13 protein-coding genes are annotated in these 12941 nt (G+C 43.0%); 6 read left to right on the top strand and 7 right to left on the bottom strand.

Going from position 1 to position 12941, the window contains the following annotated elements:
- Positions 1–12: 12 nt before the first annotated feature.
- Positions 13–1431, bottom strand: a complete 1419-nt coding sequence (locus tag HMPREF0623_RS05930) for a C69 family dipeptidase (RefSeq protein ID WP_004166322.1) — start codon at positions 1429–1431, stop codon at positions 13–15.
- Between the two features lie 95 nt (positions 1432–1526).
- Here HMPREF0623_RS05930 and HMPREF0623_RS05925 point away from each other — a divergent pair, with 95 nt between their 5' ends.
- Positions 1527–2156: an endonuclease III domain-containing protein gene (locus HMPREF0623_RS05925; protein ID WP_004166321.1), complete on the top strand. Its 630-nt coding sequence runs from the start codon at positions 1527–1529 to the stop codon at positions 2154–2156.
- A gap of 89 nt (positions 2157–2245) precedes the next feature.
- Here the strand turns inward: HMPREF0623_RS05925 and HMPREF0623_RS05920 are convergent, their stop codons facing one another.
- The gene (locus HMPREF0623_RS05920; protein ID WP_002832553.1) at positions 2246–4051 is read right to left on the bottom strand and encodes an FtsX-like permease family protein; all 1806 of its coding nucleotides are present in this window, start codon (positions 4049–4051) and stop codon (positions 2246–2248) included.
- 12 nt (positions 4052–4063) lie between these two features.
- The gene (locus HMPREF0623_RS05915) at positions 4064–4822 is read right to left on the bottom strand and encodes an ABC transporter ATP-binding protein (protein ID WP_002832552.1); all 759 of its coding nucleotides are present in this window, start codon (positions 4820–4822) and stop codon (positions 4064–4066) included.
- 166 nt (positions 4823–4988) lie between these two features.
- Here HMPREF0623_RS05915 and HMPREF0623_RS05910 point away from each other — a divergent pair, with 166 nt between their 5' ends.
- Entirely contained in the window at positions 4989–5279 is a 291-nt protein-coding gene (locus HMPREF0623_RS05910; RefSeq protein WP_002829498.1) for a hypothetical protein, read from the top strand.
- Here HMPREF0623_RS05910 and HMPREF0623_RS05905 read toward each other — a convergent pair.
- Positions 5276–5839: an LOG family protein gene (locus tag HMPREF0623_RS05905; protein WP_036671312.1), complete on the bottom strand. Its 564-nt coding sequence runs from the start codon at positions 5837–5839 to the stop codon at positions 5276–5278. The two genes, HMPREF0623_RS05910 and HMPREF0623_RS05905, sit on opposite strands and share 4 nt — an antisense overlap.
- A 304-nt stretch (positions 5840–6143) precedes the next feature.
- Here HMPREF0623_RS05905 and HMPREF0623_RS05900 point away from each other — a divergent pair, with 304 nt between their 5' ends.
- Positions 6144–8069, top strand: coding sequence for an acyltransferase family protein (locus HMPREF0623_RS05900; RefSeq protein WP_002832549.1), 1926 nt, complete (start codon positions 6144–6146; stop codon positions 8067–8069).
- A gap of 316 nt (positions 8070–8385) precedes the next feature.
- Here the strand turns inward: HMPREF0623_RS05900 and HMPREF0623_RS05895 are convergent, their stop codons facing one another.
- From HMPREF0623_RS05895 to HMPREF0623_RS05885, 3 genes are all read right to left on the bottom strand, one after another.
- Positions 8386–9108: a hypothetical protein gene (locus tag HMPREF0623_RS05895; protein WP_004166313.1), complete on the bottom strand. Its 723-nt coding sequence runs from the start codon at positions 9106–9108 to the stop codon at positions 8386–8388.
- A 22-nt stretch (positions 9109–9130) separates the two neighbouring features.
- Positions 9131–9340, bottom strand: a complete 210-nt coding sequence (locus HMPREF0623_RS05890) for a PLDc N-terminal domain-containing protein (protein WP_002829503.1) — start codon at positions 9338–9340, stop codon at positions 9131–9133.
- Positions 9341–9404: 64 nt separating this feature from the next.
- The gene (locus HMPREF0623_RS05885; RefSeq protein WP_002829504.1) at positions 9405–10022 is read right to left on the bottom strand and encodes a DedA family protein; all 618 of its coding nucleotides are present in this window, start codon (positions 10020–10022) and stop codon (positions 9405–9407) included.
- Between the two features lie 193 nt (positions 10023–10215).
- On the opposite strand from HMPREF0623_RS05885, the gene HMPREF0623_RS05880 reads away from it, so the two are divergent.
- From HMPREF0623_RS05880 to HMPREF0623_RS05870, 3 genes are read left to right on the top strand one after another with little or no spacing between them, the layout of a single operon-like run.
- A complete protein-coding gene (locus HMPREF0623_RS05880; RefSeq protein ID WP_229785780.1) occupies positions 10216–11097 on the top strand; it encodes an ATP-binding cassette domain-containing protein in 882 nt (293 codons plus the stop codon).
- On the top strand, positions 11090–11848 hold the full coding sequence (locus HMPREF0623_RS05875) for an ABC transporter permease (RefSeq protein ID WP_004166311.1): 759 nt from the start codon (positions 11090–11092) through the stop codon (positions 11846–11848). Before HMPREF0623_RS05880 ends, HMPREF0623_RS05875 begins: the two co-directional genes overlap by 8 nt.
- On the top strand, positions 11841–12941 hold the full coding sequence (locus tag HMPREF0623_RS05870) for a sensor histidine kinase (RefSeq protein WP_004166308.1): 1101 nt from the start codon (positions 11841–11843) through the stop codon (positions 12939–12941). Before HMPREF0623_RS05875 ends, HMPREF0623_RS05870 begins: the two co-directional genes overlap by 8 nt.

Genomic DNA, 12941 nt, shown 5'->3' with positions numbered 1-12941 from the left:
CTCTTTTCCATATTAAAGATTTTTATCCATATTAAACGTCAATTTCGAAAGCGTTAATCCAGTAGCGAGCAGATCGTTAAAGTGCTTCATTGTGCGCTCCTTCATCGCAGCCACGGTTTGATGGTTGGCTTCGGTTAAGAACTTGGTTAATTCTTCACCAGACAATTCAGCGGCTTGACGATCAATTTCAGCAACCCGGCCACGCAAGAATTCTTTAGAAGCAGTTACGTAGTCCACGTTCTTTTGGATGAATTGGCTATAGTGGCCTTCCACAACGGAACCAACCGCGCGGTACATCCAGTAAGCATCGTCCAAATTCATGGTTTGCTTAGTAGCACTGTAGCTAGGATCAGTATCCGTAGCGTTGTTAAAGAACGGCACGTACGGACTAAATGCTGGGACCCCGAAGTTAAGCCAGAAAATTGCGGAACGATCTTCAGGCACGTCGTTACGAATTTGCAAAACGTGCGAATTTTGGGTCCGGTTCATTGAAATTGGCCGGAACTTCAAGCGATCCTTGTCATCACCATGGCCAAATGGATCGTATTTAGTTTCATTGTAGTGCGAACTCAAAATGTTGCCCACGTCTTCAACCGTAATTTTACGGCTTGCTTGACGAATGAACGGTAATTCTGAAGATTGCGGGTCCTGTTCGATTTCTGGGTTAAGGTAAAGTTGTCCATACCAAACCCGCGGAGTATTGTAATGCCGGTCCTTTTCGGTGTCGGTACCGAAGATGTGACGGAAGTTCCAGCCTTCATGGTCAGGATTCAAATGGTATTTTTCAACGAATTCTTGAATACCGTCTGACCACATAAAGTTGTCAGGATCGTTGAAGTCAACTTGTTGAATTGCCACTTGGTTAGCAGCTACGGCATAGGAATCATCAGGGATGCGCTGAGCAACCCAGTGGTGCCCCGTGACGATTTCCATGTACCATACGTCATCCTTGTCACTAAAGATGACGCCGTTACCTTCAGGAGAACCGTACTTAGCAATTAACTTACCTAAGTATTCTACGCCCATTCGCGCGGAATCAATGTAAGGAAGTACCATGGTTGGCATAGTGTCTTCAGCAAGCCCATTAGGAACGAGCGGGTCGTACGCCAGGGTCTTAGGGTTTCCGTAGACACTCTCGGTGGCACTCATAGCAACGTTCTTTTCGTTAAAACCACTTTCGTCATAGATTCCATCACGATCAGGATCGATGTTAGGAACGGCGCTATGACGGTAGCCATTAGCAGGTAATTTTGCTGTAAACCCGTTTTGTGAGGAGACGATGGTTTCGTCTACGCCACTTTCAGCGGGATGCATGTAGAAACGGTGCGGTGCGAGCGGCAAGAAAGTGTCGTCGTTACGAGCGACCATGGTCGAACCATCGATTGAGGCTTTCTTACCAACTAAAACGGTTGTGCAGGCTTTTTCAGTCAAATTCAGGACTCCTTTATATTAATTATCTTCTATTCTAACGCAAATCTAATAATTTTAGGCCTTTTATAATAATTTTTTTAAAATTCGCCGATATAATGGGGACGGAGGTGGCAACGGTGCAGGTTAAAACAATTTATCAAACGATGTACGCTCGAATGGGGAAGCAACCTTGGCTGGAAGAATGGCAGGAAACACCCTGGGAAGTCGTGTACGGAGGAATTTTAGTACAAAATACTAGTTGGCGAAACGTGGTCCCTAGTTTAAACAGCTTGAAACTAAATTTTAACTTCAATCCGAAGTTAATTTTAGAACTAAGTGACGAAGAATTGCAGCAAAACGTCCGTCCGAGTGGGTTTTATACGCGAAAGGCGGCCGCCATTAAAAATATTTTACAATGGGCGAAGGGCTACGATTTTTCGGTTTTACGGATTCAGAATTTGACTTCAAGCCAACTTCGAGCGGAGTTGCTTGCATTACACGGGGTTGGCCCAGAAACGGCGGATTACGTAATGATGTACGCGTTTGAGCACGCAGGATTCATCGCCGATAAATACAGTAGAAGACTTTTTGAAAGAATGGGCTGCCCGTTACCTAAGGGGTATGAAGCGGCGAAAAAAATGGTGGAGAAAGAATTGGACTTAACTTCGGAGCAATGGAAGAATTTTCATGCGATGATTGTGAATGATGGGAAAAAGAGAGCAGAAGAAAATGGTCATTATGTCTAGGACAGACATAATGACCATTTTTTAGTTAGTACAGAACAAACTGACTTTTACCACGGCTTTTTTCAGCCACGTTTGCTACTATTGTGTTTTTATTTCTTCTTCGGTAACACGATTAGCTTGTAAATCCAAGTGGTTAAAAGATAGTAAGCCAAGTATACTACTACAAAAAAGATGGTTAGATATTGAATGTTGTAGTACGGGTCGTGTAAGAGTGGCTTGAACATTTGAAGTCCAAACCAAACGTCAATGATTCCTAAAATTCCTGGAAGAGCAAACAAGATAAAGATTTCGCGGTTAATGCTTTTCTTCATCAAGGAGCGCCGAGTTCCAATTTTGTTTAGAAGGTTGTAGCGAACAGTATCTTGACGCGTTCCAGAAAGAATCTTGAACATTAAGCAGCTTGCTAACATTGCTAAGAACGCAATTCCCAAGAAGTAACCAATGAATTCAAGCCCACCGTATATGCCGCTAGCTAGCAAGTAAGCTTTAAAAGCACCTACACCCATGGTGAATTCTTCAGGTTGTGGATGAGCCTTAGTTTGCAAATCATTAAGTTTTTGTAGAACATCGCGGTTTATACCGATGTCTTTGACGGTGATAACGCTGACGGTACCCTTTTCGCCGTTAAGCTGGTTAAATTCACTAGTAGAGTAAAATTGTGGCGTAGTATCAATTTTTGAGCCACCTAAGCCAATAAAGTCGATACTCCGGCTAGCATCATTTTTTAAATCACTCAATGAAATTTTAACCCGTTTGGCATCAGCAGGGTGATCCGTGCTGGGGTTGTATTTTATGGTATAAAATGGATGTTGTTCAAATTGGTCTTCATTATAGTAAACGTGTGAGTTAGCAAATTTTTGATCATAACTAACGACTTCAGCATTCTTCAGTTGCTTAACTAACCGTTTTTCTTTGGCAGTGGGGTTATTTAAAGCAAGCGTAAAGGAGCTTTGTAATTGAGCCGTGGAATCAATTTCACGATTGAAAGCAGCCCCAACGGTGATAGCCCCTAATGCCAAAGCAAATAGTAACGAAGTGATCGTTAGAATCTTGTTATAATCTCGAATTCGAAACATGATTTGCGATAAGGTAAAGGTATTTAGTTTGCGTTGAGCAAATCCTGAATTCTTTAGCCAATGAATAATCAGCGTCATGCTAGAGCGGAAAATCAAGAAACTACCAACTACGATGGTAACTAAAGCAATCGGAATTGCAGAAAGCTGAAGGTCTACAATTTTAGCGAGTGCGTAATAACCAATCCCTACAAGAACAATCCCGGCAACGCCAGAAAAGAGTAGACCAATTGGATTAATTTTAATCCGGTCGACGGTGTCAGTTTGCTTAAGAAGCTTTAAGACTGGTTTCCGGACTAAAGATTGTAAGTTAAACAGCGCAGCAATGAAGAACAAAATCAAGTACAACAAGACTGTTACCAGAATTGCCTTGAAGTAAATGGGGTTGAAGTTGTGAATTTCTAACCCGAAGCGGTGGAATAGCAATTGTGAAATCCCACCAGTTAATCCCACACCTAGCAGTAAACCTAAGACGGTAGCAATAATTCCGACGGTCATGGTTTCGAAAACCATCAAACTACCAACGCGCCGTTTTTTTGCGCCTAGCATCATGAATAATCCATAATCATGAAGGCGCATATTTAATAGGAACGAATTAGCGTACATTACGTAAACAAACGTGATAATTACCAATAAAACTTCCCCAAATATAAAGACGGGGCTAGCATACTTAAAAGTAGCATTTGCCTTGATAAATCCTTCGTTAGTTGCCAAGTTGGCAAACATGTAGAAAATTGCCGAAGACATCACTAAACCGGTTAGTAAAACTACGTAGTCACGCAGGTGGTTTTTAATATTAGATAGAGCTAGTCTGAGTAACATTATGCAAACCTCCTACTGTTCAAACGTACCGAGTTTTTCAAGAATTTCTTGATAGAACTCAGAACGTGAGGTACCGTTGCGCCGCAATTCTTGGCCAATGACCCCGTCTTTAATGAAGAGGATTCGTTGACAGAAGCTTGCTGAGAACGGATCGTGGGTAACTAAGAGGACGGAAACGCCTTGTTTTTGGTTAATATCCGTCAATAATTCCAACATTTCTCGTGCACTATTAGAATCCAAAGCTCCAGTTGGTTCGTCACCCAATAGTAATGCTGGTTGATGAACGATGGCCCGGGCAGCGGCAACCCGTTGCTTTTGCCCACCAGAAAGTTCAGTTGGGTACTTTCGCAATAGGTCTTGGATCGACAAAGTTTCTGCAACGGCGTGAACCGCTTGTTTAATAGCGCTGCGACGAACGCCTTGCAAAGAAAGTGGTAAAGCGATGTTTTCTTCCGCCGTCAAAGTTTCCAAAAGGTTAAAATCTTGGAAAATAAAACCAATTTCTTTAGAACGGAAATCAGCGATTTGATTTCCCTTTAGGCGAGTAACGTCCTGTTGGTTAATTAGTACCTGTCCACTAGTTGGCTTATCTAAAGTTGCCAACATGTTCAATAGGGTGGTTTTACCGGAACCAGATGCTCCCATGATTCCCACAAATTCCCCTGTTTGAACATCAAAATTAATTCCCTTTAGTGCTTCGTATTGCCGTTCGTTTTTTCCCCCATAAGTTTTCCGCAAGTCCGAAACACTAACAATATTTTGGTTGTTCATAAAAAGTCCCTCCCGAATTACTTAATTACTCATGTGACTAACTATATAAATAAATGAGTAAGATGTCAACCGTAAACTTTATTCTTAATTTTTGCCACAATATTGTTACAATGGAATTAGTAAAAGATAACGATTTCTTCAATATAAATTATGGGGAGTGGCCACAATGACACATACCGTTGGAATCATATTAACTATGTTATACGGAGGTTTCTTGATTTATAGTGCACTTCGAATTGAAGCACAGGTAGAAACCTGGATTATGGCGGCTAACATCATTGTGGGAGCGTTAATGTTGCTAAATTTTATCCAGCCGTGGCTAGGGATAGCCGGATTAATACTGGTGTTGCCGGTTTCGTTAGTTAACGGGCAGTTAATTTTTTTCAATATTAACTGGCCTCATTTTGTAGTCCGGGTGATTGTGACAATCCTATTAGTGGTGTCGCTTCTGGCTTAGTATTGCCGGATTGCAGGCGGGGTGTAACTATTGATGAATTGAAAAATCTCGTCTAATGAATCCGAAAATAGTAATTTTTCACGCGCGGGTTTGGCTAAGAATCCATTTTTAACCATGCGATCATAGAATTCTTGCAAGGCATCGTAGTAATGGGCAACGTTGTAAAGGGCGCACGGCTTGGCATTTTCACCAATTAATGACCAAGAGTACACTTCTGCAATTTCTTCAAGGGTGCCGGGTCCTCCGGGGAGTGCCACGAAGCCATCCGCAAGCTCCATCATCCGTTGCTTGCGGACCGGCATGTTTTCAACGACTTCTAGTTTAGAAATTGCTGAGTAACTAGCACCGCGATCGGCAAGGTTCTGAGGGATGATTCCTTCGACGTAGCCGCCGGATTCTAAGACAGCTGTGGCAATTTGCCCCATTAATCCGTATTTGCCACCACCGTATACTAGCCCCATTTGATGGTTTGCTAAGTACTTACCTAATTGTTGAGCAGCTGCGGTATAGCGGGGAGATTCACCTTCGGCAGCGCCACAAAATACTGCGATTTTTTTCATGAATGAGAATTCCTTTCTTAATTTCAAAGTTATAGCTATCTTACCACGCCAATTCACGATTTTAATAAGTGATGATGGGGTGGTAAAATCATCTCTGGTACTTCATGGGCGGATGTTTGGTATGCAAACCTCCCTTTTTTGTTTACATTAATGTAGGAATTAGATAAAAATTAAAAATGTTTTACACATATAGTTGGATATTTGGAATGGTTATTATATGATATTAATCATTGAGCGTACATAGTTAATCAACGTTTATGGGGGAGAAAAAGTTGTTTATTTTGGATGTTAGAGGTAAGCGTGAATGAAAGAGTTTGATGAAGTTTCTTTAGAATACAAAAATACGGGGGCGCGCCGCTACATTACTGGATTTGATGGTTTGCGCGTGTTGGCACTTTTAGGAGTTATTTTCTACCATCTAATGCCTTATAAGGTTCCGGGAGGGTATCTCGGGGTGCCAATCTTTTTTGCGGTATCTGGGTACTTAATCACGGATATTTTTATTCAGGAATGGGATCGTACGGGGAAAATAAAATTAGGGGCTTTTTATTTACGCCGGCTGCGGAGGTTATATCCGACCCTAGTCGTTGTGTTGGTGGCGAGCACCGCTTATATGACCATCTTCGCGCATAATTTATTGTCGCATATCCGAAGCATAATCTTGACCAACCTGACCTTCGTATACAACTGGTGGCTGGTGGGTCACGGGCAGTCATACTTTGACCGGTATAATGGGGAGTCACCCTTTACCCATTTATGGTATTTGTCGGTACTCGGACAATACTATTTTATTTGGCCGCTTTTACTAATTGTGTTGTTAAAAATTTACACCCATCGTCGGGTGCAGGTAGCGGGGATCCTGTTCTCGCTTAGCGTGATTTCAGCAATGATCATGGCAATTCTGTACCATCCGGACACGGTTAACCGTGTTTATTACGGTACGGATACCCGGGTAGCGCCCTTCTTGATTGGTGCGGCGTTGGCTTTTATTTGGCCTTCTACTAGGTTGAAGAAAAACCTTGATTTGCATAAAAATGCCGTTGCAAACATTATCGGATTGATCATCATGGCGTTAATGATCACGTCATTCTTCACCATGCCAGGGACTTCTGCGTGGCCTTACTATGGCGGAATCTTTATTTTTTCGGTATTGTCAGTATTGATGATTGCCATCATTGCCCATCCGGCTTTTATTTGGAATCGAGCGTTGACTAATCCAGTTTTCAAATGGTTAGGAAGCCGGTCGTACGGTATTTACATGTACCAATTACCGGTGATGGTGTTTTATGAACAAAAGGTTACCAACATTGCGGCGCATCCAGTTTTAAATACGATCGCTCCGCTAGTAATTATTTTAGTGTTGAGTGAACTGTCCTACCGGTTTGTTGAGATTCCGTTAGCACAGTTTGATTATCGTCATCTAGGCCGTTTCTTGAAGGAGATGTTCGATATCGAATCAGGATTTAAATGGCGTCACGTAGGTGTGGCAGCCGTCTTGTTTGTTACCTTCGTGGCAATTTTTGGCGCAGTCACTGCTCCAGAAAAAGTCTCGCAAAAAACTGATGATTTACAGGCTAAGCTGGCCAAAAATAGCAAGGCTACGGACCGTAAAAATGCTGTTGCGCTGAAAAAACAAAAGGAAGCGCAAAAAGACCATGCCAAATCTAAGGATAAACACGTTAAGTTAACTAAGAAAGAAAAGGCAATTGCTCAAAAGTATCATCTAACGGACCAAGAAATGGGCGCAGCTAAGTCAATTCCATTAACTGGAGTAGGCGATTCCGTTCTAGAAGATACGGGAGCCGATTTGCAAGAAATCTTCCCAACCGCGTTTATGTCCGCTAAGGTTGGTCGACAGGTGGATGAAGCACCGGGATTACTAACTTCCATGAAGAAACAAGGACAACTGAGCGACAACGTGCTAATTAATTTAGGCGCAAATGGCCCGGTAAATGCTAAACAAATCGACGCTATTGAAAAGGTGGTCGGTAAGCACCGGAAGCTCTTCTGGGTTAACGTCCACGTACCTACCCAAACTTGGGAAGGTTCGGTTAACCAAACCTTGAATAAAGCTACGAAGAAGTATGATAATTTGCAAATTATCGATTGGAACGGCCCCGCTAAGAACCAACCCGGTTGGTTCTACGGCGACCACGTTCACCCTAATCCAGAGGGCTCGAAAGAATACGCGTCGCTAGTAGCAAAGGCAATTATTAAGGCAGTGCAATGAAGGGCTTGAAGTTAGGGATTGAAAAAATTATTTGTTAACGTGAGTAAATATGTCATCCAAATTTTAAAAAGAGGTTGTGACAAAAGTCTTTAAACAAAAAACGGTTCATGAGTTGAAACTTCCTCATGAATCGTTTTTATTTTGGCGTTTTGACTTCAATAGAGCCAAAACGGGTGCCAAAAGTCAGTTTGTTCCGCTTAACCAAAAATTGCCCATCATGCCAAAATCAGGCATAATGGGCAATTTTCAGTTAATGCTCGCAAACTACCCGACTTTTGCCCCACTCTCTTTTTTAGATAGCCTAATTATTAAACTTTCATCCCCGTGGCTTCTGCAACACAAAGTGGTGTTTAAAAGAAGGCGCCACGTGTTCATCGGCCCAGCCCTGGACATATCCTTGAGTGACGAAAGCCCAAACCGTGCCAAAACCAAACGACCAGACTTGATGATTGGCAATCAAGCTCAATACCGTCATTACTAATGGCGGTACGTAACTTGCCCATTGGGAAGCCGAGGAACGCCCGTGCAGGTACTTAAAACGAAGAATGTAAGAGAGGTCGTCGTTAGGGTGCATGATTAGGTTGGCCCGCTGGTATAAGGAAACCGCGGTGGCGACCCAAAATAACCCAAAAATATCAATAATGATATCTAGTGCAAGCTGGTAGGGGTGGCTGAAGTTGGCTTGAAGTTCACCAATCCGTAAAAAATCCCGAAAAAGCGGCACAAACCATTGTACTAGGTAGCTAAAAGGTACTACGAACAGGATGTTGCGAACAAAACGAGTCCAATCCATTCGTTGGGTAAGTAGCATTGCAAGAAAGGCTACCGCAACCCCATAGATCACTAACACGGTCCCCATGACGTGATTGGCCACGGCTGGATCCGTGGAATGGGTTACCCAGTGTGCAATATTAACCGCGGAAGCCGTCCAAACTGCACTCCCCATTCCAGTGGCAATGGTCAGAGCATTTGCTGCGGAATTAATAATAATTGAGATTGTCAGCCAAAAGAACCTTCTTCTGGCATCTTGAATTTTCAAACAGGGTCATCTTCCTTCTACGTTACTCGGATTTCTGGCCGAAAGTAAAGTAAAGCCACGGTCCGATTGGCTGGATGAGGGCGACCAATAACCAAAGGGTGCGGTTACCATGTCGGAAACTACTTGCGGTAAGAATATCTTTATACGCGAGGAAAGTTGCGGTGATTTCAAACGCTACTAGCGGCAAAAGTTCCTGTTGGCGGCGCTTATTAAGATAATGTTCTTTGGTCATTGTGAGTGTCCTCCCCAACTAAATTATAATTATCCCTATTTTATCATGAAAACGATTTCTTGGTTTAAGCTTTTGTGCGAATTCGTTTGAAATAATAAACTAACCCGCCGATGAGGAGAATTCCAGCTAGTAAAATTGCCACAACGGAAGCGTACGTATCAACCATTGCGGAAACCTCTGCCCATGCGCTGCCCGCTGCTCGTCCTAAAAGAATGAGGACTAAGTTCCAAATTAAGGTGGCAACCGTGGTTAACAAGACGAAGAGGAGCCCCGGCATTTTAGCCATCCCCGCCGGAATTGAAATTAAACTCCGAATTACGGGGACAAACCGCCCAAAAAAGATCGTTTTGAAGCCGTGGCGCTGGAAGAAACTTTGTGCTTTGGTAATGTCACTATCTTTTAGGCGCAATCCCCGACCTAAGCGGCTAGCTACTAGCCAATGTAGGCGTTCCGGATTCAAGTAGCGACCAATTACGTATAAAAGCAAAGCACCAATAACGGCACCTACCGTGGCGGCGATTACGCTTCCCCACAAGGTCAGTTTAGACGTGAGGGTCATAAATCCCGTAAAGGTCAAAATAATCTCTGACGGAATCGGCGGCAAAAGGTTTTCCAAGGCAATCAAGAGCACAATTGCGAGGTAACCAAAGTCGTTGATGAACTGCGTAATTTGTTGTTCCATAAAATCCTCCATATTGGGATGTTTTCTCCTATTATTCCGGGTCGGTTGCGAGAAGTCGACGAAAAACCTCCGGCAAACGGGAAACTTAAACAGTTTTTATAAAACGTGACAAATGTCATGGCAAAGTAGTGACATCTAGTACTGAATAAGGAGGCAGCAATTCCCTAGAATATGGAGTATGGAGGATCTGCTAATGAAAAATACGACACTCGTGGAAGTCCACGAATTGAAGTTCAATTATAGTTCAAAAATGGTTTTGCGCGGGGTGAATTTAACCATACCCACAGGAGAAATCATTGGCTTGATTGGCGAAAACGGTGCGGGAAAAACCACTCTTTTAAAATTGTTATTGGGAATCTTGCATTCCCAAAGCGGTGCAATTCAGTGGAATAAGGTGGCTAAACCAGAAGTGAACACGATGTTTCAAAATAATCTGAAGCTTGTGGGGGTGACCGTACGGGATTTATTACAACTTACTGCTGCGCAATATCGTAATTCGCGCCCGGTAGCTGACGTAATGGAAGAATTGGCCTTAAGCTCGTTTGCAAAACGCCCCTTAAGCCGGTTGTCGGGTGGACAGTTGCGGAAAGTAGCCTTTGGATTAACGTTGGTTAGCAATGCACAGTTGCTATTTTTAGATGAACCTACCGTGGGAATGGATGTCAACGCACGACAAATATTCGGGCGTAAAATTGAACAAATGCGCGTTCAGGGAAAGACGGTTTTAATTACCAGCCATTACTTGGCAGAAATTCAGGAAGTTGCCGACCGAATTTTGATTTTAAAAGCAGGTAAAATTAAGTTCAATGGTACTTTAGCTGAACTTCAGCGAGGCTACTTAACTAGTCAAATTAGTTTTGTAACCAATCTTCCTAAAGCTCGTTTCCAAGGGCTGTCGAACGTAAAGCAGGTGCTTGTAAAGGGCCAGCAAGTTACGCTGGACACCACGGATAGTGATCAAACACTGCGGGCTTTGGCGCCGTGGCTAAACCAATTAAATAATGTAAAAATCACCGCCGCTTCGTTAGAAAACATTTTTACCGCGATGACCAAGGAGGATGACCGCCATGAATAAATTATGGGAGCAGTTGAAATTTGATGGAAAGCGGCTAGTATTCCGCAATCCCTCGTTTTTAATAATGTCGCTGGGAATGCCAGCCTTTTTTTACTGGCTATTCACTAAATTATTTACGAATCCAGCAACTAATAACCGTGAGTTTGCCGGTAGTTATTTGGGAAGTATGATGGTGTACAGCTTGTTGATTACCTTGCTTATGGGGATGTCTACTGCTTTAATCCGGGATCGTAATGAAGGATTGACGGTATTTTTGAAATTAAATCACCACCGCTTAGACAATTATTACGCTTCGTTTTTATTGTGGAACACGCTTAAAAACTTCATGGCAATGGGGATTTTGGGAACGGTCGCGGCGTATCTGAATGCAATTACTTTAGATCCGGTACAATGGCTGACTTTATTGGGATTAATTTTAGTGGGGCAAATTCCAATTATGTTGTTAGCCGGGTTGCTAGCTAACGTTAAGCGCCAAGAAACGTTGGGAATGTTAATGAACTTAGTAACCTTTCCCTTGGCAATTGTGAGCGGATTGTGGTGGCCTCTAGAAACAATGCCAGAATGGGTCCAAAACATCGGGCGACATTTGCCCACGTATTTTTTAAATCGTACGATTGGACAAGTGATCAACCATGCTAAAATTAACTGGAGTAGCGTAGTGGGAATTAGCGAGTGGATTTTAATTATGGCGTTGGTAACCGCGGGGGTGGCGCAATTATTTACGAAGAGGAGTTCAGCAATTAATGCGTAGTTTTAAGGAAACTTTGAAAAAGATTAAGTGGGAGACCTACATTTGGCTAATGTACTTGCCGTTTAGCGCGGCATTCTATTTACCAGCCCGGTCGTGGACGGACTATTTTTGGCTGATGATGATGGGAGCGTTTCTCATTGTTTACATATTGGTTACCGAGGTACCTAAATGGCGGAGGGTAACGATTCCGCTGGAATTGCTAATTACCGGCTCGTTTGCCGTACTTTCATTTAACTTTTACATGATTATTTTCACCGCTTGGCAAGTTGCGTTCATCCTTTCAACGATGCCACGGCGCTATTTTGGTTGGTTTTTAATTTCGTACTACGTTTTTTTGGGGCTCGGAATTATCCGTAGTGTACAAACTAATCCGATAGCTGGTGTTGAATATACTATAAATGCGCTAGGATTAATTTTTCCGGTGCTTTCTCCAATAATGTCGTACGGGTTTGCCCGTTCAGTCCAAATCCGAAAACAAATGTCCCAAAATAATCGCCGGCTGGAAAATTTAATTCGACGAGGGGAACGGGACCGGATCGCCCGAGATTTACACGACACCTTGGGACAGAGTTTTTCCATGATTACGGTAAAAACGGAGCTCGCTCAAAAACTATTGGAGAAGGCCCCGGAACGAGTTCCCGATGAGCTTCGCGACATTGCTAAAACTAGTCGCGCCAATCTTCAACTGGTTCGTCAAATCGTTGCCGACTTGCACCAGCAAACCCTGAGCGAAGTTTTGTTGGAACAGGGTAAAAACTTGGCTCAAGCACGTATTTTTATGTTTACGGAGCACGAAGAAGCGGCTAGTAAATGGCCGACTGAAGTTCAGAATTGCATAGCGGCGGTAATTGTAGAAGCCGTAACCAACGTGATTCGGCATTCGCGAGCTTCTCAAGTCTGGATTAAATTTAATCAGATTGGCGAAAATTATCACCTTGAAGTTCAGGATAATGGGCATGCCAAGCGGTTGACCCGTGAGAATGCTAATGGAATTACGGGGATGCTGCAAAGGGTACGAGAACAAAATGGTGAATTTCAGATTTTTAGCAATTCCATTGGAACGTTAGTCCAAGTTCATTTGTCAAAGGAGTAA

It is taken from the genome of Pediococcus acidilactici DSM 20284, assembly GCF_000146325.1.
GTDB classification, from domain to species: Bacteria; Bacillota; Bacilli; order Lactobacillales; family Lactobacillaceae; genus Pediococcus; species Pediococcus acidilactici.
Note: the sequence above shows the minus strand (reverse complement) of the source record. Positions and strands in the feature narration are given on the sequence as shown.